We start from the raw sequence: 19,591 nt of genomic DNA on the forward strand, positions 1-19,591 counted from the left end.
GCCTCCTGCACGTCGTGGGTCACCAGCAGCGCGGTGAAGCCGCTGGCACGCCACAGGCCTTCGATCAGGCGGTGCATCTCGATGCGGGTGAGCGCATCGAGTGCGCCCAGGGGTTCGTCGAGCAGCAGCAGCCGCGGGTTGTGCACCAGGGCGCGCGCCAGGGCCACGCGCTGGCGCTGGCCGCCGGACAGGCGCGCCGGCCACTCGCCCAGCCGGTCGCCCAGGCCGACACGGGCCAGCACGTCGGCTGCGGCGCCGCGGCGCTCGGCCGGCAGGCCCAGGGCCACGTTCTCGGCCACGCGCTTCCAGGGCAGGAGGCGCGAGTCCTGGAACATGATGCGCGTGTCCTGGCTCAGGCCGTCCACGCCCTGGCCATCAATGCGGATGGAACCGCCCGAGACCGATTCGAGCCCCGCCACCAGGCGCAGCAAGGTGCTCTTGCCGCAGCCGCTGCGGCCCACGATGGCCACGAACTGGCCGGGCTCGATCACGAGTTCGGTCTTCTTGAGCACCTCGCGCGCGCCGTAGCGCTTGTCCACGCTGCGCACTTCCAGGCGCACGCCGGTGCCTCTCGGGGTCGAATTTGCAGAAGTCTGTGCCATGTCGTCAGGCTCCCGGCTTGAACAGGGCCACGTCCAGCGTGTTCACGCGCCGGGGCAGCAGTTTCTCGGACAGGAAGGCGTCGGCGATGCGCTGCTGCTCGGCGAGGGATCCTGGCACCACCGCACGCACCTCGTAGCTGCGCCGGCTGTTGGCCTGCTCCACGGTGGCGGCATCGAGCCCCCACACAGGCGCCAGAAGGGCTGCCGCATCCTTGGGCTGTGCCTTGACCCAGGCCCCGGCCTTCTGCAGTTCGGCGAACAGCACGCGCAACACGTCGGCCCGGGCCTGCGCAAACGGCGTGGCGGCCAGGTAGTAGCGCTGGTAGGAGGCCACATCGCGGCCATCGGCCAGCACGCGCACGCTGGACTGGCGCTGGACGGCGGCGAGGAAGGGGTCCCACACCACCCAGGCGTCAATGGCGCCGCGCTCGAAGGCTGCGCGCCCATCGGCCGGCGTGAGGTAGGCGGGCTCGATGTCCTTGAAGGACAGGCCGGCCTTCTCCAGCGCTGCGATCAAGAGGTAGTGGGCGCCGGCGGCCTTGGCAAAGCCGATCTTCTTGCCCTTGAGGTCGGCCACGGTCTTGAGCGGCGAATCGGCACGCACCACGATGGCCTGGGCCGAGGGGGACGGCGCCTCCTGCGCCACGAAGGTCAGGTTGGCGCCGGCCGCCTGGGCGAACACGGGCACGGTGTCGGCCACGTCGGCGCTCACGTCGATGTTGCCCAGGTTCAGGGCTTCCAGCAGCGGCAGGCCACTGGTGAATTCGTGCCATGTGACCTTGGTGCCCAGTGGGGCCAACAGCTTTTCGAGCGTGCCCTGGGTCTTGAGCACCACGATGAGGGTGGACGACTTCTGGTAGCCGATGCGCACGGTATCGGGCTTGCCGCCGCTTTGCGCGCTGGCCAGCCCGCTGGCCATGGCGGCCAGCAGCGCCAGCGCCGTGCGCCGGGAGAGGATGGAAGTAGAGGCAGACATGCGGGTCCTTGGAATCTTGGAATGCGGTGGTAGGGGTCCTACGGATTCGCGTTCGACCGTATGACTAGGCGGGAAGCCGCAGACAGTGCTGTAGCACGGCAAGGCGAACCAACGACGTCAGACGGTTGAAGGTGAATCCGTATCAGGTGCTTTGGTAGCCGGGGTGCCAGCGCAGCCAGTACCGCTCCAGCGTCTTGGCAAACACGTCGGCCAGCTTGCCCAGCAGCGCGTACAGCAAGATGCCCACAAGCACGATGTCGGTCTGCAGGAATTCGCGCGCGTTCATGGTCAGGTAGCCAATGCCCGCCTGCGCCGAGATGGTCTCGGCCACGATCAGGATCACCCACATCAGGCCCAGCGAGAAGCGCAGGCCCACCAGGATGCTGGACAGCGCGCCCGGCAGGATGATCTGGCGGTACAGCTGCCAGCGCGACAGGCCGTAGGTGCGCCCCATCTCGATCAGCCCGGGGTCCACGTTGCGGATGCCGTGAAAGGTGTTCAGGTAGATCGGGAAGAACACCGACACGCTGATCAGGAACAGCTTGGCCGATTCGTCGATGCCGAACCACAGGATGACCAGCGGGATCAGCGCCAGCGCCGGGATGTTGCGCACCATCTGGATGGTGGAGTCGAGCAGGGTCTCGAACACGCGCACCGAGCCGGTGAGCAGCCCCAGCGCCAGGCCCAGGCCGCCGCCGATGGCCAGGCCAGCGAGGGCGCGGCCGGCGCTGACCTTGACGTGGGCCCACAGCTCGCCCGATGCGGTCAGCGTCCAGGCGGCCTTGACCACCTCCAGCGGCGCGGGCAGCACCCGGGTCGAGAGCCAGCCCAGCGACGAGGCAATCTGCCACACCACGATCAGCGTGACGGGCACGGCCCAAGGGATGAGGCGCAGCAGCACGCCCTTGGCAAAGCGCAGCGCGGGCGAAGACGCCAGCGGCGCCAGGCTCGCGGCGTCGATGGAATCGGCCACGGGCGATGCCTGCAGCTCTCGGGTGGTTGTGTTCATGCGAACTCCTGTCGTTCGGTATCGGGTTCGAGGAACTCCAGCTGGTTGCCCGCCGGGTCCTTCACGTAAAAGCGCAGGTAGCCGGGCAGCGCCCGGTTCTCCACCAGTGGCAGTTGCGCCTGCAGCAGGCGCCCGCGCAGCGCGGGCAGGTCCTGCACCTCCAGCGCCAGGTGCGACACCGAGGGCGCGCCCTGCCAGTGCTCGGTGGGCACCAAGTCGATGCGCTGGGTGCCTGCCGCAAACTGCAGGGCACTGCCAGCAGCCACGCGCACCTCGGGCAGGCCCAGCAGGCGGTTGTAGAAGTTGCGGATGGGTTCCTCGGCACCGGCCGGGAAGGCCAGCTGCACGTGGTTGATGGAATGGATGGCCATGGGCGATCTCCTGTGCGGGTACTCAGCTTTGCGAGGCGCGCGGAGGCAGCTCGTTGGCCACGGCTTCGCCGAAGGGGCCGAGCGGGTTGCCGCCCGTGAGCTTTTCGCGCACACCGAGCGGCAGCAGCGGGAACACCAGTTCGGCAAAGCGGTAGGCCTCCTCCAGGTGCGGATAGCCCGAGAGCACGAAGGTATCGAGCCCCAGTGCCGCGTATTCAGTGATGCGCGCGGCCACGGTCGCCGGGTCGCCCACCAGGGCCGTGCCCGCACCGCCGCGCACCAGGCCCACGCCGGCCCACAGGTTGGGGCTTATCTCCAGGTCGGCACGCGAGCGCTTGGCCCCCCCGGCATGCAGGCGCGCCATGCGCCGCTGGCCTTCGGAGTCCATGCGCGCAAAGACTGCCTGGGCGCGCACCACGGTGGCATCGTCCACATGGCTAATAAGTTCCTCGGCCGCGGCCCAGGCCTGTGCGTCCGTCTCGCGCACGATGACGTGCAGGCGGATGCCGAACTTCACCGTGCGGCCGTGCTTTGCGGCACGCGCACGCACGTCGGCCACCTTTCTGGCCACCTCGGCCGGGGGTTCGCCCCAGGTCAGGTAGGTCTCGACCTGCTCGGCTGCCAGGTCGTGCGCCGCCTCGGACGAACCGCCGAAGTACACCGGTGGATGCGGCTGCTGCACGGGCGGGAACAGCAGCTTGGCGCCCTTGACCGTGAGGTGCTGGCCTTCGAAGTCATAGGTCTCGCCGGTGTGGCTGCGCGCCATGATCTCGCGCCAGATGCGGATGAACTCGGCCGACTGCTCGTAGCGCGTGGCGTGGTCCAGGAACACGCCGTCGCCTTCCAGCTCGGACTGGTCGCCACCAGTCACCAAGTTGATGAGCAGGCGCCCGCCCGAGAGGCGGTCGAAGGTGGCGGCCATGCGCGCCGCCAGCGCGGGCTGGTGCAGGCCGGGCCGCACGGCGACCAGGAACTTGAGCCGCTTGGTGGCGCCGATCAGGCTCGACGCGATGACCCAGGGGTCTTCGCACGAACGCCCGGTGGGGATGAGCACGCCCTCGTAGCCCAGGCTGTCGGCCGCCACCGCCACCTGCTGCAGGTAGTCGTGGCTGATCTGGCGTGCGCCCTTGGAGGTGCCCAGGTAGCGGCTGTCGCCGTGCGTGGGAATGAACCAGAAGATCTGCATGGAAACCTCTTTGTTATTGCTTCAGTAGGAGATGGCGAAACCGAACCGGGGAGCGCCCACACCCGCGCAGCGCGGCCGGTTGGGCAGGCCCCAGGCGCCAGCCGTCACGCACAGCACGCGGCGCAGTTGCTCGTGCAGGGGGAAAGGCATGGGGGTGTGCATGGAGGCACTCGGGGGATCAGGAAGCGCTGAGGTCCACGGGCGCGGCATGCAGCAGGTTGAGCTTCTTGGGGATGAGCTTGAGCTCGAAGAAGGTGTCGGCAAGCGACTGCTGCTCGGCGATGATCTCGCGTGTCACCGGCGCCGTGCCGAATTTGGCGCGGCTCAGGTACAGCTCGGTGATGCTGCGGTCCAGGCCCAGCACGGCGGTCAGTTCGGCGGCTGCCGCCGACTGGTTCTTCGAGGCCCAGGTGTCGATGGCATTGACCTCCTCGATGGCGATGCGCAGCACGTCGGCATTGCGCGTGGCGTAGTCGCGCGAGGTGAAGTAGTAGGCGCGGTTGTTGACGATGCCCGTGGCATCGACCAGCAGGCGCGCGTCCAGCGTCTTCTGGGCGGCGGCCAGGAACGGGTCCCAGATGATCCAGGCGTCCACGGCGCCCTTCTCGAAGGCCGCGCGCGCATCGGCGGGCGCCAGGAAGATGGACTGCACGTCGCCATACTTCAGGCCGTTCTTCTCCAGCAGCTTGACCAGGAAGTACTGCACGTTGGAGCCCTTGTTGTAGGCCACGCGCTTGCCCTTGAGGTCGGCCACGCGGCGGATGGGCGAATCCTTGGGCACGATCACCGCCTCCAGTGCCGGGCGCGGCACCGTGGCGCCGGCATACACCAGCGGGGCGCCCGCAGCCTGGGCAAAGATGGGTGGGGCCTCACCCACATCGCCGAAGTCGATGGAGCCGACGTTCAGCGCTTCGAGCTGCACAGGGCCAGCGTTGAACTCGGTCCAGCTGACCTTCACGCCCAGCGGGGCCAGGCGCTTTTCGAGCGTGCCGCGGCCCTTGAGGATGGACAGCCAGCCCTTCTGGTGACCGATGCGCAGCACGCGGCCGGAAGCCTGGGCCAGGGCCTGGCCACCCGTGGCGGCGAAGGCGGCGGCCGCCAGGCTGGAGAGGACCACCTGGCGGCGGCGCGAAGAAACGGTGGAAGCTTGTGTCATGGCGATGTGTCTTTCAGCAATGCCTGGGCATGCAGCGGCCCGGCCTGCCCGCAATGGCGGTCAGCGGCCCGAAAACAAAAAAGGGAGCGAAGGAGGAAGGTGGTGGGTGCAGCCAGCCGCCTGAAAAAAGCGCTGGAAGCCCCAAGGCGTCAGACGCTACATCGCACCTGCGAGAAGTGCACCGGCGCGAAGCGGCCGGCCTGGGCCGCAGGGGGACGCAGGTTCTCGGTGATGAGCACGTTCACCGCGTCGTCCAGGCGGGCGGCGATGTCGGGGTTCAGGTCATAGGCGCCTTCGGGCGTCAGGGCCACCTGCGCGTCGGTGGCATAGATGCCGGGCAGGATGCTCTTGGCACCCAGCGATTGCAGCACGGGCCGCAGCGCATAGTCCAGCGCCAGCATGTGGTGCGGGCTGCCGCCGGTGGCCAGGGGCAGAACGACCTTGCCCTTGAGCGCGGTCTGCGGCAGCAGGTCCAGAAAGACCTTGAGCACGCCGCTGTAGGCGGCCTTGTAGACCGGGGTGGCGACCACCAGCACGCGGGCCTGGGCAACCTGGTCGATGGCCCCTACCACGGTGGGATGGGCGAAGTCGGCCAACAGCAGGGCCTGGGGCGACAGGTCGCGGATGTGGATGCGGTCCACCAGCGCGCCGCGGCCCGACAGGCGCTGGGCCACGGCATCCAGCAGTGCGGCGGAACGGGACCGCTCCGAGGGGCTACCGGCAATGAGAAGGGCGGACATAGGATCAGGCAATTCGTAAAGGCGTGGCTTTCCAAGCGCCACCGCGGAGCCGGCTTGGCCGGGCCTTGGGTGGCGCTGCTTGCAGGAAGCCGGTGGGCTTACTTCTTCGTATAAATTTGGTCGAAGCTCGCGTTGTCAGCGAAGTGGTCCTTGGCTGCCTTGTCCCAGCCGCCGAACGCGTCGTTGATGGTGAACAGGTTCACCTTGGGGAACTGCTTGGCGTACTTGGCCTTGGCCTTCTCGGACACGGCGGGGCGGTAGAAGTGCTTGCCGGCAAGGTCCTGCCCTTCCTCGGTGTACAGGTACTTGAGGTATTCCTCGGCCACGGCGCGCGTGCCCTTCTTGTCCACGTTCTTGTCCACCACGGAGACGGCGGGCTCGGCCAGGATGGAGATCGACGGTGCGATCACGTCGAACTTGGTGCCGAATTCCTTTTCCAGCAGGTAGGCCTCGTTCTCCCAGGCGATCAGCACGTCGCCCTGGTTGCGCTGGGCAAAGGTGATCGTGGAGCCGCGGGCACCGGTGTCCAGCACGGGCACATTGCCGTAGAGCTTGGCCACGAAGTCCTTGGCCTTGGCATCGCTGCCCAGCTTGCGCTTGGCGAACTCCCAGGCGGCCAGGTAGTTCCAGCGCGCGCCGCCCGAGGTCTTGGGGTTGGGGGTGATCACGCTGATGCCGGGCTTGATGAGGTCGTCCCAGTCCTTGATGCCCTTGGGGTTGCCCTGGCGCACCACCAGCACGATGGTCGAGGTGTAGGGCGAGCTGTTGTGCGGCAGGCGCTTTTGCCAGTCCTTGGGGATCCAGCCGCCGTTGGTGTGCAGGGCGTCGGTGTCGCCAGCCAGGGCCAGGGTGGCCACGTCGGCATCGAGCCCGTCGATGATGGAGCGCGCCTGCTTGCCCGAGCCGCCGTGCGATTGCTTGATCGTCACATCCTGGCCGGTCTTGCCCTTCCAGTACTTGGCGAAGGCCTGGTTGAACTCCACGTACAGCTCGCGCGTCGGGTCGTACGAGACGTTGAGCAGGGTCACAGACTGGGCAAACGACGGCAACGCCGTCAGGGCCAAGCTGCCCACCAAAGCGGCGGCAAACGGAAACTTGATAAAGTCGCGGCGAAAATTCATGGAGAGGCCTCTTTGGATTGGATGCGGATGGGTGCTGAACACCGATGGACCGCATTCTGGAATCCCTCCATCAAAACTGAAACAACTAAGATTTCAGTTCTTTATACCGAAACTATCTAAACACGAGGAAATCCCCATGGCACGCACCATTCAATGTATCAAGCTCGGCAAGGAAGCCGAAGGCCTGGATTTCCCTCCCTACCCCGGCGAGCTGGGCAAGCGCATCTGGGAGAGCGTGAGCAAGGAGGCCTGGGCCGGCTGGCTCAAGCACCAGACCATGCTGGTCAATGAAAACCGCCTGAACTTGGCTGACGCACGTGCCCGCCAGTACCTGGCGCGCCAGATGGAAAACCATTTCTTCGGCGGCGGCGCAGATGCAGCCGCAGGCTACGTGCCTCCCAGCCCATAACCCATCCTTTGCCCTTCATGTCCGAGCCTGTCGATTGGCTGCCGGACGGCACTCCGTACAGCCCCCGCTTCGGCGACCGCTACCACAGTGAAAACGGCGGCCTCACGCAGGCCCGCCAGGTGTTCCTGCATGGCTGCGGGCTGCCGCAGGCGTGGGCTGGGCAAGCGCAATGGCGCATCCTGGAAACCGGGTTCGGCTTCGGCCTGAACTTCCTGGTGACCTGGGCCGCCTGGAAGGCCGACCCCGCGCGCTGCATGCTGCTGCATTTCGTCTCCACCGAGGCCTGGCCCGTGGGGGCCGATGACCTGCTGCGCGCCACCACGGTGCACCCCGAGCTGGCGCCGCTGGCGCGCGAGCTCCAAGCCCAGTGGTGGGGCCTGCTGCCGGGCGTGCACCGGCTGAGCTTCGAGGGCGGCCGGGTGCTGCTGACCCTGTATGTGGGCGATACCCAGGCCATGCTGCGCCAGCAGATGCCCACGGTCGATGCCGTGTACCTCGACGGCTTCAGCCCTCAGCGCAACCCGGAGATCTGGGACACCCACACCCTCAAGGCCGTGGCGCGCTGCTGCCGGCGCGGCACGCGCCTGGCCACCTGGACCATTGCGCGCGCCGTGCGCGACGCGCTCGCGCAGCTCGGCTTCGAGGTCACCCGTGCGCCCGGTGTGCCGCCCAAGCGCGACAACCTGCACGCCATCTTCAACCCACGCTGGGAGCCACGCACCGCGCCGCAGGCCCATCCGGAGCCCGAGCCCCGGCCGCCGGGCGACTGCATCGTGATCGGCGGCGGCGTGGCCGGTGCGGCCTGCGCCGCCAGCCTGGCGCGGCGCGGCTGGCGCGTGCAGTTGCTGGACCAGGCCGAAGCCCCGGCGGCTGGCGCCTCGGGCCTACCGGCAGGCGTGTTCGCCCCCCATGTCTCGCCCGACGACAGCCTGCTCTCGCGCCTGTCGCGCAGCGGCGTGCGCGCCACCCTCACCCAGGCCCGCGCGCTGCTGCGCGAAGGGCTGGATTTCGGCCAGACCGGCGTGCTGGAGCGGCATGCCGCCGACAAGGCGCGCAACAAGGCCTTGCCGGCGAGTTGGGCCGATGGCCCCGGCGCCGACTGGAGCCAGCCGGCCAGCGACGCCACCCTGGCCCAGGCGCAACTGCCCGCCGGCACACCCGCCAACTGGCACCCCCGGGCGGGCTGGCTGCGCCCGGCGCGCATGGTGGGCCAGTTGCTGGCCCAGCCCGGCATCACCTGGCGCGGAAGCTGCCGCGTAGCCCGTCTGCAGCGCAAGGATGGCCCCGGTACGCCCTGGCAGGCACTGGACTCCATGGGCCAGGTGCTGGCCGAGGCCACGGTGGTGGTGATCGCCGCAGGCGCCGACAGCCGCACGCTGCTGGCCAACGAGTGGCCGCTGCAGGCCCTGCGCGGGCAGGTCGCGGTGGGCACCTATGCCGCGGGCGATGCCCCGCTGGCGCCCTTCCCGATCAATGGCAACGGCAACCTGGTGCCGGACTTCCCACTGTCCGGGGACGGCAATGGCCCGCGCGCATGGATCATGGGGTCGACCTTCGAGCGTGGCCTGACCGCCCTGCCCCCACCGCCAGCAGAGCAGCAGGAGGCCCACGCCACCAACTTCGCCAAGATGCAGGGCCTGCTGCCCCCCGCCGCCGAGCGCCTGCAGGCGGACTTTGCCGCCCCGGCCAGCCACCTGCGCACCTGGGCCGCCGTGCGCTGCACCCTGCACGACCGGCTGCCCGTAGTGGGCCCGGTCGATGCCGCGGCCCTGCCGGGCCTGTGGGCATGCACGGCCATGGGCGCGCGCGGCCTGACCCTGTCCATCCTGTGCGGCGAGCTGCTGGCGGCCCGGATGCAGGGCGAGCCGCTGCCACTGGATGCACGGCTGGCCAAGGCCCTGGGGGCCGAGCGCCTGGCCAAGATGTAACCAACTTGCGACAGTTGCGAGGGGGTCCATCGCCCCCAAACCCGCACCAGTATTGGTGCATAAGCTTATCCGCATAAGGGCAGGACAAAACAATAGTTTGTTTCCATAAGGAGCGCTCTTACATTCGCTGGCATGCACGATCTGGCGTTTGTCTTTGCGGGGTTTGCGGTAGGCCTCATCGTCGGCCTGACCGGTGTGGGTGGCGGCTCGCTGATGACGCCCGTGCTGATCTTCTTCTTCGGCATCAAGCCGCACCTGGCCATCGGCACCGACCTGCTGTTCGCGGCCTTCACTAAGATGGGTGGCACGGTGAGCATGGCACGCCAGCGCCTGGTGCCATGGCGCGTGGTGGGCCAGTTGTGCGCGGGCAGCATCCCTGCCGCCATCCTGGCACTGTGGGCGCTCAAGGAGCTGGGCCCCGCGAGCGCCCAGGCCCAGCGCATCATGACCACCACGCTCGGCTTTGCCCTGCTGCTCACGGCGGCCGCCACGCTGTACAAGGTGGTGGCCTTCTCGCGCCAGCGCCAGGCAGCCGACCAGGCCCTGCGCGTGGCCAACGCCGAGCAGGCCACCCGCCCACGCCACTGGAGCCTGCCCGTGCTGCTGGGCGCGGTGATCGGCACGCTGGTGACCTTCACCTCGGTGGGTGCGGGCGCCATCGGCGTCACCGTGCTGCTGCTGGTCTACCCCCTGTTGCCATTGCCGCGCATCATCGGCGCTGACATCGCCTACGCCGTGCCATTGACCCTGGTGGCAGGGCTGGGCCATGCCTCGCTCGGCTCCGTGGATTGGAGTTTGCTTGCACAATTGCTGGCTGGCTCGCTGCCGGGCATCTGGCTGGGCTCCCGCCTGGTCACCCGCACGCCCGAGCGCCTGATCCGCTCCGCCCTGTCCGTCCTGCTGGCCTGGGCAGGCGCCAAACTCATATTGATCTAAGCCCACGACGATGTACCAATACACAGAATTCGACAAGCAGTTCGTCCACCAGCGCGCGCGCCAGTTCCGCGACCAGCTCGAGCGCTGGCAGGCGGGCAAGCTCGCCGAAGACGACTTCCGTCCGCTGCGCCTGCAGAACGGCTGGTACGTGCAGCGCTATGCGCCCATGCTGCGCGTGGCCGTGCCCTACGGCGAGATCGCCAGCCGCCAGCTGCGCGTGCTGGCCACCATCGCGCGGGACTACGACGAACCCGAGGCGGCCGTGTTCAAGGCCGCCATGGAAGGCCAGGGCCTGCTGGGCACGACCTTTTTGCCCAAGAACTGCGCCCACTTCACCACGCGCACCAACGTGCAGTTCAACTGGATCCCGCTGTCCAAGGCGGCCGACGTGATGGACCTGCTGGCCAGCGTGGACATGCATGGCATCCAGACCAGCGGCAACTGCATCCGCAACACCACCACCGACGCGCTGGCCGGCGTGGCCGTGGACGAGCTGATCGACCCCCGCCCCTACGCCGAAATCCTGCGCCAGTGGACCACGCTGCACCCCGAGTTCGCCTTTTTGCCGCGCAAGTTCAAGATCGCCATCAGCGGCGCAGCGGACGACCGCGCCGCCACCGGCTGGCACGATGTGGGCCTGCACATGGCGAAGAACGCGGCCGGCGAGATCGGCTTCAAGGTCTTCGTGGGCGGCGGCATGGGCCGCACGCCGGTGATCGGTACCGTGATCCGCGAGTTCCTGCCGTGGAACCAGATCATGAACTACATCGAGGCCATCGTGCGCGTGTACAACGAGCACGGCCGCCGCGATAACAAGTACAAGGCGCGCATCAAGATCCTCGTCAAGTCCGAAGGCCAGCAGTACATCGACGACGTGGAAGAAGAGTATCGCCAGATCATGGAGATCGACGGCGGCCCCCACACGGTGCCCCAGGCCGAGTTCGACCGCGTCGCCGCCTGCTTCGTGCCGCCCGTGCTGGCCGACATCGCCGATGTCGAGCCCGCCGCGCTGGAGGCATCGCTCAAGGCCCAGGCTGCCGAGCATGTGGCCTTTGGCCGCTGGCTCAAGCGCAACGTGCATGCGCACAAGAATGCACAGCTGCGCGCCGTGACCCTGTCGTTCAAGCGCCCCGGCCAATCGCCGGGCGATGCCACCAGCGAACAGCTCACGGCCCTGGCCGACCTGGTGGACAAATACTCCGCCGGCGAGGCCCGCGTGACGCACGACCAGAACGTGCTCTTGCCCTGGGTGCATGCCAGCCGCCTGTTCGAGCTGTGGCAGGAGGCCAAGGCCCTGGGCCTGGCCAGCGCCAACGTGCAGTTGCTCACCGACATGATCGCCTGCCCCGGCGGCGACTTCTGCTCGCTGGCCAATGCGCGCTCGCTGCCCATCGCCGAAGCCATCACCCAGCGCTACCAGGACCTCGATGAACTCGACGACATCGGCGAGATCGACCTGCACATCAGCGGTTGCATCAACAGCTGCGGCCACCACCACAGCGGCCACATCGGCATCCTGGGCGTGGACAAGGACGGCAAAGAGTGGTACCAGGTCACGCTGGGCGGCTCCGATGGTTCCGACCTGTCCGGCCCGGCGGTCGCCGGCAAGGTGATCGGCCCCTCGTTCTCGGCGGCCGAAGTGCCCGACGTGATCGAGGCGGTGCTCGGCACCTACCGCGACCTGCGCGAGAGCGGCGAGACCTTCCAGAACACCGTGCGCCGCGCCGGGCTGGACCCGTTCAAGGAAGCCGCCAAGACGGCCCGCCACAAGGAAGACGCGGCCGTGGCCGCCGCCTGACCCCAAGAGATACCCCATGAAGATACTTGCATCCCAAGACCACCAGGCACCGGCTGAAGGCGACCCACGCACCGTGGCGCTGGCCAACGATGCCGACGCGCTCAAGCTCAATCTCGACGGCGTGGAACGCGTGGACCTGCATTTCCCCAGCTTCACCGATGGCCGCGCCTTCAGCCAGGCCTTTCTGCTGCGCCGCCGCCGCGGCTTCAAGGGCGACATCCGCGCCACGGGCGACGTGCTGATCGACCAGTTGGTGCAGATGCAGCGCACGGGCTTCTCGTCGGCCGTGCTGCGCGATGGCGTGGACCCGGCCGACGCGGCGCGCCAGTTCGCCATGTTCCCTGGCTACTACCAGGGCGACGCGGTGAACCACCAGCCGATCTTTGCCGACAAGGCCACCGCGTAAGCGCCAAGGCCCAAGCCCAGCCACTCCCCATATACCATGAGCCAATTCGATCTCGCATCCGTCAACGCCGAACTCGGCCGCAACGCCGAAGGCCTTGTTGCCTGGGCCCTGGGCCTGGGCCAAAGCCCCATCGTCACCACCAACTTCCGCCCTTTTGAAGCCGTGATCCTGCACATGGTGAGCCGCCTACAGCCCGATGTGCCGGTGGTGTGGATGGACAACGGCTACAACACCGAGGCCACCTACCGCTTTGCCGACGAGGTGACGAAGCAACTGGGCCTGAACCTGCAGATCTACCTGCCGCGCCGCTCGCGTGCGCACCGCGAGGCCGTGGAAGGCGCGACGCCGGGGCTGGACGATCCGCGCCACGCGGCTTTCACCGAGGAAGTCAAGCTCGAGCCCTTTGCCCGCGCCCTGCGCGAGACGGCCCCCAAGGTCTGGTTCACCGCGCTGCGGGCCACCGACACCGCCGTGCGCGCCCAGATGGACCCGGTGAGCATCAACCCCGACGGGCTGATCAAGGTGGCGCCGCTGCTGCACTGGTCGTCCAAGGAGCTGTACGAGTACTGCCAGAAACACGGCCTGCCCAACAACTTCGACTACGTGGACCCCACCAAGGGCGAAGAGAACCGCGAGTGCGGCCTGCACATCGCGCATTGAATCCGGAAATGACTCCCCCTGAGCCGCTTCGCGTCTTCCCCCTCTCTCGCTGCGCGGGAGGGGGACGCACCCGGTGGCCCGGCAAAGCCGGTTCCAAGGGTGCACTGGCCTCGAGTGCGCCAGTGGCATGCGCTGCAGCCCTTGAACCGATGACTGAGAGCACCCGACCATGAACGCACGCACCGACTCAGCGCTGCTTGAGAAGAAAACCAACAATATGAGCTACCACCTGAACAATTCGCACCTCGACGCCCTGGAAGAGGAAACCATCTTCATCCTGCGCGAGGTGGCCGCCGCCTTCGAGCGCCCCACCCTGCTGTTCTCGGGCGGCAAGGACTCGCTGGTGATGCTCAAGTGCGCGGAGAAGGCTTTCGGCGCGGGCCGCATCCCCTACCCGCTGCTGATGATCGACACGGGCCACAACTTCAAAGAGGTCACGGACTTCCGCGACTCCCGCGCCAGGGAGCTGGGCGCCGAGCTCATCGTGCGCAGCGTCGAAGACTCCATGGCGCGCGGCACGGTGCGCCTGGCCCACCCGGGTGAGAGCCGCAACGTACACCAGTCGGTCACGCTGCTCGAGGCAATCGAGGAGTTCCGCTTCGACGCCCTGATCGGCGGTGCCCGCCGTGACGAAGAGAAGGCCCGCGCCAAGGAGCGCATCTTCTCGCACCGCGACAGCTTCGGCCAGTGGCAGCCCAAGGCCCAGCGCCCCGAGCTGTGGACCCTGTTCAACACCCGGCTGCAGCCCGGCGAGCACTTCCGCGTGTTCCCCATCAGCAACTGGACCGAACTCGATGTGTGGCAGTACATCGAGCGCGAGCAGATCGGCCTGCCCAGCATCTACTACACGCACAAGCGCGAGGTGGTGGACCGCAAGGGCCTGCTGATGCCCGTGACCGAGCTGACGCCACCGCGCGAGGGCGAGACCGTGGAGACGCGCGACGTACGCTTTCGTACCGTGGGCGACATCACCTGCACGGCCCCGGTGGAAAGCACGGCGGCCACCCCGGGCGAGATCGTCATCGAGACCCTGGCGGCCGACGTGAGCGAGCGCGGCGCGACCCGCATGGACGACAAGACGAGCGATGCCTCGATGGAAAAGCGCAAGAAGGACGGGTATTTCTGATGACGACGACCGCACACCCAAGCACCGCCCCGGCCGCAGCCAGTGCAGGCACCCACGCATCGGCCCTCAAGTTCATCACCTGCGGCAGCGTCGATGATGGCAAGAGCACGCTGATCGGGCGCCTGCTGGTGGACAGCAAGGCCGTGCTGCAGGACCACCTGGCCGGCGTGCAGCGCCAGGGCGAGACCGACCTGGCCCTGTTGACCGACGGCCTCTCGGCCGAGCGCGAGCAGGGCATCACCATCGACGTGGCCTACCGCTACTTCGCCACCGAATCACGCAAGTTCATCATCGGCGATGCGCCGGGCCATGAGCAGTACACGCGCAACATGGTCACCGCCGCGAGCAGCGCCGACGCCGCCGTGGTGCTGGTCGATGCCACCAAGCTCGACTGGCAAGACCCGGACCTCGCACTGCTGCCGCAAACGCGCCGCCACTCGCTGCTGGTGCATCTGCTGCGCGTGCACTCGCTGGTGTTCGCCGTGAACAAGCTCGACGCGGTGGCCGATCCGGCCCTGGCCTTCGCCCACATCAGCGCGGCCCTGGCAAAGTTCGCCGAGGCCGCGGGCATCGCCGTGCGCGCCACGGTGCCCGTCTCGGCCCTGAAGGGCTGGAACGTGGTCGACGCCCATGCCGGCTGGTGCGGCTACAACGGCCCGGCGCTGCTCGATGTGCTGGAGCAGTTGCCCAACACTCCAACCGACACAGGGCTGCCCCTTGGCTTCCCGGTGCAGTGGGTCGAGAAGTTCTCGTCCTCGTCCGACACCTCGCAGGGCCGCCGCGTGTTCTGGGGCCGCGTGGCCGCGGGCAGCGTGGCACCCGGCACGGCCGTGCAGGTCTTCCCGAGCGGACAGAGCGCCACCGTGGCCCAGGTGCTGGACCATGCGCGCCGCCCCACGGGCGTGGACGCAGGCCAGAGCGCCGGCATCATCCTCGACCGCGAGGTGGACGTCTCGCGTGGCGACTGGATCCTGGCCGCCCCGACCGTTGCGGCGACGGCAGAGGACGATTTCGACACGCCGGCCTCCGTGCCGGCCTGGCCCGCCAGCCGCGAACTGCTGACCACCGTGGCCTGGATGGACGACGAGCCGCTGGTGGCCGGCCGCGTGTACTGGGCGCTGCACGGGCACCGCTGGGTCAAGGCCAAGGTCAAGCGCGTGGTGCACCGCCTGGACATCAACACCCTGGCCGAGGAAGCCGCCACGCAGCTCGAACCCAACGCCATCGGCCATGTGGAACTGCTGCTGCAAGAGCCCCTGCCCGCCGCCCCGTTCAAGCAGGCGCGCGTGCTCGGCTCGCTGATCCTGGTGGACACGGCCAGCCACAAAACGGCCGGTGCCGTGCTGGTCAATTGACCAGGTTATTGATCCTCATTCTCAACCAGGCTGCATTTGCATGCCGAAAACCCATGGGTCGCCCTGTAAGACCCATGGTCCTCGCAACCCAAGGCCGGTGAAAGCTTCTAAAATCGAGGGTTTTCACCGACCCACACACGCCCCGTCATGACCCACGTCGTCTCCGAAAACTGCATCAAGTGCAAGTACACCGATTGTGTGGACGTCTGCCCCGTCGACTGCTTCCGTGAAGGCCCGAACATGCTCGTCATCGATCCCGATGAGTGCATCGACTGCGCCGTCTGCATCCCTGAGTGCCCGGCCAACGCCATCTTCGCCGAAGAAGACCTGCCGGCCGACCAGATCGCCTTCATCAAGATCAACGCCGACCTGGCCTTCGCCGACGGCTGGAAGAGCATCACCAAGCGCAAGCCCGCCCTGCCCGACGCCGACGAGTGGAACGGCAAGCCCGGCAAGGTCAACGAGCTGGCCCGCTGAGCGACAGACATCGCACGTTCGCCCCCGGTGTCCACGCCTGCGCAGCCCGCCTCCCCCATCGCCACGGATGCCGTGGTCATCGGCGCAGGCCCCGTGGGCCTGTTCCAGGTCTTTCAGCTCGGTCTGCAGGGCATCACCGCCCATGTGATCGACGCCCTGCCCCATGCCGGCGGCCAATGCGTGGAACTGTACGGCGACAAGCCCATCTACGACATCCCGGGCGTGCCCGTGTGCAGCGGGCGCGAACTGGCGGCCCTGCTGCTGCAGCAGATCGCACCGTTCAAGCCGCACTGGCACCTCTCTGCCTTGGTCTCCTCCGTGGTGCTGCAGGACGACGGGCGCATCCTTGTAGAAACGAACCAAGGACAGGCTTTGCTGGCCCGCGCGGTCTTCATCGCCGCAGGCGTGGGGGCCTTCGTGCCACGCACGCTCAAGGTCGAAGGCATCGAAGCCTGGGTGGGCACGCAGGTGCACTACCAGCACCTGCCCGCCGGCACGCCGGTGGCAGGCCAGCGCATGGTGGTGCATGGCGGCGATGACGCCGCCGTGGCCCATGCCATAACCCTGGCAGACCTGCCCGCGGCCGAGGCGCCGGCCAGCATCCGCCTGCTGTACCGGCGCGATGCCTTCCAGGCACCGGCCGAACAACTGCAGCAGCTGCAGGCCCTGCGCGATGCGGGCCGCGTGGAAGTCATCGTGGGCCAGATCACCGGCGTGGTGGCCGAAGCCGGGCGCCTGGCTGCGCTGCAGGTGGTGGACACCGAAGGCCAGACGGCCAACGAGCCGCTGGACTGCCTGATCGCCGCGCTGGGCATCTCTCCGCGCCTGGGGCCCATTGCCGACTGGGGCATCGCCATCGAGCGCAAGCAACTGGTGGTGGACACGGCCAGCTTCCGCACCAGCGTGCCAGGCATCTACGCCGTGGGAGACATCAACACCTACCCGGGCAAGCGCAAGCTCATCCTGTGCGGTTTTCACGAAGCCACGCTGGCCGCCTTCGCCGCGGCCGAGGCCCTCACGGGCGACAAGGTGGCGCTGCAGTACACCACCACCAGCCCGCGCCTGCATGCGCTGCTGGGTGTGGCCACGCCCCAGGCGGCGTCCTGATCCGACGGGGCTGTTGTGCTAACTTCAGCCCCTCAACTGCCAGAGACTTTGCATGACCCGCTGCCTGCTGGTGGATGACGATCCCGCCATCCGCACCCTGCTGCTTGACTACCTGGGCACCTTCGGCTTCACGACCGAGGCCGTGGGCGATGGCCGGGGCATGCGCGCCGCCCTGGCGCGCCAGGGCTTCGACGTGGTGCTGCTCGATTTGATGCTGCCCGACGAGGACGGCCTCAGCCTGTGCCAGTGGGTGCGCCGCGACCATGGGCAGTTGCCGGTGATCGTGCTCACGGCCCAAGGCGACCCCATGTCGCGCGTGCTCGGCCTGGAACTGGGGGCCGACGACTACCTGGCCAAGCCCTTCGAACCGCGCGAGCTGGTGGCGCGCATCAAGGCCGTGCTGCGGCGCGGCGCAGCGCCCCCGCCGCAGGCCGATGCGCCCCAGGTGCGCTTCGAGGGCTGGACCTTCGACCGGCTGCGGCGCGAACTGGTCTCGCCCGACGGCACCATGGTGGCCCTGTCGAGCGCCGAGTTCCGTTTGCTCGAAGCCTTTTCCGCCCACGCGGGCAAGGTGCTCAGCCGCGACCGGCTGCTGGACCTGTCGCGCGCGCCCGGCGTGGTGGTGAGCGACCGCAGCATCGACCTGGCCGTCTCGCGCCTGCGCGGCAAGCTGGGCGAAGGCCAGCGCGACCGGCCGCTGATACGCACCATGCGCGGCGAGGGCTATCTGTTCGACGTCGAGGTGCAGCGGTGACCCCACCCGCAGCGCCGGGCAGCCGCTGGAACTGGCGCCGCCTGGACACGCTGTTTCTGCGCCTGTTCATCCTGATGTGGGTGGCGCTGGCGGGCAGCCACCTTGTGGCCTATCTCACGGTGACCCAACTGCGCCACCCGCAGGACCTGTCCACCACCCTCTCGCGCCTGCCGCCCCTGGCCACGCTTCCGCCCGGCAACCCCCTTACCGGCGCTGGCGTGCCCGGCGGACCTCCAAGGTCCGGACCAGGGATGGGCCCGGGAGGACCGCCACCCATGGGTGGCGAACGCATGGCCCAACCACCGCTGCAACCGCCGGGTGGAACCGCCGCAGGCGGCGAGGGCCGGGGCCCCAACCCGTTCACGGCAGGCAACCCGCCGCGCATGGGCGGAGGCCCCATGCCCGGCAGCTCCCAGTGGATGGACTATGGCATCCGCTTCGTGCTGATCGGCGTGGCGGCCTTCCTGGGCGCGCGCTGGCTTTCGCGCCCCATGCTGCGCCTGTCCCATGCGGCCAGCGCGCTGTCTCATAACATCGACAAGGGGGGCAAGCCCCCCCTCATCGACGAAACCCTTGGCACCGTCGAGGTGCGCAACGCCGCCCAGGTGTTCAACCAGATGTCACAGCGCCTGAAGGAACAATTCGACGCGCGGGGCCTGCACATGGCCGCCGTGTCGCACGACCTGCGCACGCCGCTGACCCGGTTGCGCATGCGCGTGGCCCAGTGGCCCGAGGGCCCGGCGCAGCAGGCCGCCATCAACGACATCCGCGAGATGGACGAGATGATCGGCGACACCCTGGCCGTGCTGCGCGAGCAGCACGAGGGCAGCGAGGCGCGCTCCATCGACCTGGTGGCCCTGCTCCAGGCCGTGGTGGACGACCTGGCCGACCAGGGCCAGCCGGTGGAGTTGCTGGCGCCCCCTGCAACCGACGTCCCCGTGCGCGTGCGCGCCCGCACGGCCGCCCTGCGCCGCGTGATCGGCAACCTGGTGGGCAATGCCGTGCGCCATGGCGGCGGCGCCACCCTCACCGTGCATGCCTTGCCCGAGGGGGTGGTGCTGCACATCGACGATTCGGGGCCCGGTATTCCCGAGGCGCAGCTGGAGCAGGCCTTGGAGCCCTGGGTGCGCCTGTCGCGGGATGCGGCGCCCCCCGCCCATGCCATGGCGGGCGAGCTGCCGGCGCGCACGGCCGGTTATGGGCTGGGGCTGGCCATTGCGCGTGACTTGGCGGAGCGTGATGGCTGCAGGCTGGGTTTGCACAACCGGCCTGAAGGTGGTTTGCGGGCGCAGTTGGTGATACCGCTGGCGGGTTGACCGCCGTTTGTGGCGAGAGGCCTGCGGTGCATCTGCTTGTGCTGGTACTGTTTTAGCGGTGTGCCTTAGGTAAGGGCGGAGGCCGGGATGTGCGCCCGGCGGCGCACCCACCTTCTTTTGCGTCGCCAAAAGAAGGTGGGCCAAGAAAAGGCGACCCC

20 protein-coding genes and 2 pseudogenes are annotated in these 19,591 nt (G+C 68.3%); 13 read left to right on the top strand and 9 right to left on the bottom strand.

Translation table 11 applies throughout. The features are described from left to right. Window positions 1-14: 14 nt before the first annotated feature. Window positions 15-140 (top strand): annotated as a pseudogene (locus AC07X5_RS27660) (hypothetical protein); the annotation flags it as partial. On the opposite strand, the pseudogene AC07X5_RS27665 reads toward AC07X5_RS27660, so the two are convergent. From AC07X5_RS27665 to AC07X5_RS27705, 9 genes and pseudogenes are all read right to left on the bottom strand, one after another. After that, window positions 120-602 (bottom strand): annotated as a pseudogene (locus AC07X5_RS27665) (ABC transporter ATP-binding protein); the annotation flags it as partial. The pseudogenes AC07X5_RS27660 and AC07X5_RS27665 overlap by 21 nt on opposite strands. A 4-nt stretch (window positions 603-606) precedes the next feature. Then, window positions 607-1,578, bottom strand: a complete 972-nt coding sequence (locus AC07X5_RS27670) for an aliphatic sulfonate ABC transporter substrate-binding protein (protein ID WP_494772752.1) — start codon at window positions 1,576-1,578, stop codon at window positions 607-609. Between the two features lie 142 nt (window positions 1,579-1,720). Next, the gene (ssuC, locus tag AC07X5_RS27675) at window positions 1,721-2,587 is read right to left on the bottom strand and encodes an aliphatic sulfonate ABC transporter permease SsuC (RefSeq protein ID WP_494772753.1); all 867 of its coding nucleotides are present in this window, start codon (window positions 2,585-2,587) and stop codon (window positions 1,721-1,723) included. Then, entirely contained in the window at window positions 2,584-2,958 is a 375-nt protein-coding gene (locus AC07X5_RS27680; RefSeq protein WP_409961378.1) for a VOC family protein, read from the bottom strand. Before AC07X5_RS27680 ends, ssuC begins: the two co-directional genes overlap by 4 nt. A 22-nt stretch (window positions 2,959-2,980) precedes the next feature. Then, window positions 2,981-4,144 (bottom strand): FMNH2-dependent alkanesulfonate monooxygenase, encoded by a 1,164-nt coding sequence (gene ssuD, locus AC07X5_RS27685; protein ID WP_494772754.1) that lies wholly within the window; start codon window positions 4,142-4,144, stop codon window positions 2,981-2,983. Between the two features lie 21 nt (window positions 4,145-4,165). Beyond that, on the bottom strand, window positions 4,166-4,306 hold the full coding sequence (locus AC07X5_RS27690; RefSeq protein WP_494772755.1) for a hypothetical protein: 141 nt from the start codon (window positions 4,304-4,306) through the stop codon (window positions 4,166-4,168). A gap of 16 nt (window positions 4,307-4,322) precedes the next feature. Next, the gene (locus AC07X5_RS27695) at window positions 4,323-5,300 is read right to left on the bottom strand and encodes a sulfonate ABC transporter substrate-binding protein (protein ID WP_494772756.1); all 978 of its coding nucleotides are present in this window, start codon (window positions 5,298-5,300) and stop codon (window positions 4,323-4,325) included. A 149-nt stretch (window positions 5,301-5,449) separates the two neighbouring features. Continuing rightward, window positions 5,450-6,040 carry an NADPH-dependent FMN reductase gene (ssuE, locus tag AC07X5_RS27700; protein ID WP_409961383.1) on the bottom strand — a complete coding sequence of 197 codons (591 nt, stop codon included), beginning with the start codon at window positions 6,038-6,040 and terminating at the stop codon, window positions 5,450-5,452. Between the two features lie 98 nt (window positions 6,041-6,138). Further along, window positions 6,139-7,161 (bottom strand): sulfate ABC transporter substrate-binding protein, encoded by a 1,023-nt coding sequence (locus AC07X5_RS27705; protein ID WP_409961385.1) that lies wholly within the window; start codon window positions 7,159-7,161, stop codon window positions 6,139-6,141. 136 nt (window positions 7,162-7,297) lie between these two features. On the opposite strand from AC07X5_RS27705, the gene AC07X5_RS27710 reads away from it, so the two are divergent. From AC07X5_RS27710 to AC07X5_RS27765, 12 genes are all read left to right on the top strand, one after another. After that, window positions 7,298-7,570, top strand: coding sequence for an oxidative damage protection protein (locus AC07X5_RS27710; RefSeq protein WP_409961386.1), 273 nt, complete (start codon window positions 7,298-7,300; stop codon window positions 7,568-7,570). Between the two features lie 17 nt (window positions 7,571-7,587). Continuing rightward, complete coding sequence (gene mnmC, locus AC07X5_RS27715; protein ID WP_494772757.1) at window positions 7,588-9,498, top strand: bifunctional tRNA (5-methylaminomethyl-2-thiouridine)(34)-methyltransferase MnmC2/FAD-dependent 5-carboxymethylaminomethyl-2-thiouridine(34) oxidoreductase MnmC1; 1,911 nt, start codon at window positions 7,588-7,590, stop codon at window positions 9,496-9,498. A 132-nt stretch (window positions 9,499-9,630) separates the two neighbouring features. Next, window positions 9,631-10,434 carry a sulfite exporter TauE/SafE family protein gene (locus tag AC07X5_RS27720; protein ID WP_409961388.1) on the top strand — a complete coding sequence of 268 codons (804 nt, stop codon included), beginning with the start codon at window positions 9,631-9,633 and terminating at the stop codon, window positions 10,432-10,434. A 10-nt stretch (window positions 10,435-10,444) separates the two neighbouring features. Continuing rightward, the gene (locus tag AC07X5_RS27725; RefSeq protein WP_494772758.1) at window positions 10,445-12,232 is read left to right on the top strand and encodes a nitrite/sulfite reductase; all 1,788 of its coding nucleotides are present in this window, start codon (window positions 10,445-10,447) and stop codon (window positions 12,230-12,232) included. A gap of 16 nt (window positions 12,233-12,248) precedes the next feature. After that, window positions 12,249-12,638: a DUF934 domain-containing protein gene (locus tag AC07X5_RS27730; RefSeq protein ID WP_409954556.1), complete on the top strand. Its 390-nt coding sequence runs from the start codon at window positions 12,249-12,251 to the stop codon at window positions 12,636-12,638. Between the two features lie 36 nt (window positions 12,639-12,674). Then, window positions 12,675-13,298: a phosphoadenosine phosphosulfate reductase domain-containing protein gene (locus AC07X5_RS27735; protein WP_409954557.1), complete on the top strand. Its 624-nt coding sequence runs from the start codon at window positions 12,675-12,677 to the stop codon at window positions 13,296-13,298. A 169-nt stretch (window positions 13,299-13,467) separates the two neighbouring features. Further along, entirely contained in the window at window positions 13,468-14,424 is a 957-nt protein-coding gene (gene cysD / locus AC07X5_RS27740; RefSeq protein ID WP_494772759.1) for a sulfate adenylyltransferase subunit CysD, read from the top strand. Further along, window positions 14,424-15,779 carry a sulfate adenylyltransferase subunit 1 gene (locus tag AC07X5_RS27745; RefSeq protein ID WP_494772760.1) on the top strand — a complete coding sequence of 452 codons (1,356 nt, stop codon included), beginning with the start codon at window positions 14,424-14,426 and terminating at the stop codon, window positions 15,777-15,779. Before cysD ends, AC07X5_RS27745 begins: the two co-directional genes overlap by 1 nt. A 147-nt stretch (window positions 15,780-15,926) precedes the next feature. Further along, window positions 15,927-16,256 carry a ferredoxin FdxA gene (fdxA, locus tag AC07X5_RS27750; protein ID WP_184860800.1) on the top strand — a complete coding sequence of 110 codons (330 nt, stop codon included), beginning with the start codon at window positions 15,927-15,929 and terminating at the stop codon, window positions 16,254-16,256. A gap of 27 nt (window positions 16,257-16,283) precedes the next feature. Next, on the top strand, window positions 16,284-17,363 hold the full coding sequence (locus tag AC07X5_RS27755) for an NAD(P)/FAD-dependent oxidoreductase (RefSeq protein WP_494772761.1): 1,080 nt from the start codon (window positions 16,284-16,286) through the stop codon (window positions 17,361-17,363). Between the two features lie 52 nt (window positions 17,364-17,415). After that, on the top strand, window positions 17,416-18,117 hold the full coding sequence (locus AC07X5_RS27760; protein ID WP_494772762.1) for a response regulator: 702 nt from the start codon (window positions 17,416-17,418) through the stop codon (window positions 18,115-18,117). Beyond that, window positions 18,114-19,433, top strand: a complete 1,320-nt coding sequence (locus AC07X5_RS27765; protein ID WP_494772763.1) for an ATP-binding protein — start codon at window positions 18,114-18,116, stop codon at window positions 19,431-19,433. The genes AC07X5_RS27760 and AC07X5_RS27765 overlap by 4 nt, the downstream gene beginning before the upstream one ends. Window positions 19,434-19,591: the final 158 nt, after the last annotated feature.

It is taken from the genome of Acidovorax sp. GW458-11-26-14-TSB4, assembly GCF_059423865.1.

Excerpts from the sequence above, each read along its gene's own strand:
- AC07X5_RS27720 (WP_409961388.1), top strand. The coding sequence starts at position 9,631 with ATGCACGATCTGGCGTTTGTCTTTGCGGGGTTTGCGGTAGGCCTCATC.
- AC07X5_RS27760 (WP_494772762.1), top strand. The coding sequence starts at position 17,416 with ATGACCCGCTGCCTGCTGGTGGATGACGATCCCGCCATCCGCACCCTG.
- ssuC (WP_494772753.1), bottom strand. The coding sequence starts at position 2,587 with ATGAACACAACCACCCGAGAGCTGCAGGCATCGCCCGTGGCCGATTCC.
- AC07X5_RS27680 (WP_409961378.1), bottom strand. The coding sequence starts at position 2,958 with ATGGCCATCCATTCCATCAACCACGTGCAGCTGGCCTTCCCGGCCGGT.
- AC07X5_RS27735 (WP_409954557.1), top strand. The coding sequence starts at position 12,675 with ATGAGCCAATTCGATCTCGCATCCGTCAACGCCGAACTCGGCCGCAAC.
- ssuE (WP_409961383.1), bottom strand. The coding sequence starts at position 6,040 with ATGTCCGCCCTTCTCATTGCCGGTAGCCCCTCGGAGCGGTCCCGTTCC.
- AC07X5_RS27730 (WP_409954556.1), top strand. The coding sequence starts at position 12,249 with ATGAAGATACTTGCATCCCAAGACCACCAGGCACCGGCTGAAGGCGAC.
- AC07X5_RS27710 (WP_409961386.1), top strand. The coding sequence starts at position 7,298 with ATGGCACGCACCATTCAATGTATCAAGCTCGGCAAGGAAGCCGAAGGC.
- AC07X5_RS27725 (WP_494772758.1), top strand. The coding sequence starts at position 10,445 with ATGTACCAATACACAGAATTCGACAAGCAGTTCGTCCACCAGCGCGCG.
- mnmC (WP_494772757.1), top strand. The coding sequence starts at position 7,588 with ATGTCCGAGCCTGTCGATTGGCTGCCGGACGGCACTCCGTACAGCCCC.
- AC07X5_RS27690 (WP_494772755.1), bottom strand. The coding sequence starts at position 4,306 with ATGCACACCCCCATGCCTTTCCCCCTGCACGAGCAACTGCGCCGCGTG.
- AC07X5_RS27705 (WP_409961385.1), bottom strand. The coding sequence starts at position 7,161 with ATGAATTTTCGCCGCGACTTTATCAAGTTTCCGTTTGCCGCCGCTTTG.
- fdxA (WP_184860800.1), top strand. The coding sequence starts at position 15,927 with ATGACCCACGTCGTCTCCGAAAACTGCATCAAGTGCAAGTACACCGAT.
- AC07X5_RS27695 (WP_494772756.1), bottom strand. The coding sequence starts at position 5,300 with ATGACACAAGCTTCCACCGTTTCTTCGCGCCGCCGCCAGGTGGTCCTC.
- AC07X5_RS27670 (WP_494772752.1), bottom strand. The coding sequence starts at position 1,578 with ATGTCTGCCTCTACTTCCATCCTCTCCCGGCGCACGGCGCTGGCGCTG.
- cysD (WP_494772759.1), top strand. The coding sequence starts at position 13,468 with ATGAACGCACGCACCGACTCAGCGCTGCTTGAGAAGAAAACCAACAAT.
- ssuD (WP_494772754.1), bottom strand. The coding sequence starts at position 4,144 with ATGCAGATCTTCTGGTTCATTCCCACGCACGGCGACAGCCGCTACCTG.
- AC07X5_RS27745 (WP_494772760.1), top strand. The coding sequence starts at position 14,424 with ATGACGACGACCGCACACCCAAGCACCGCCCCGGCCGCAGCCAGTGCA.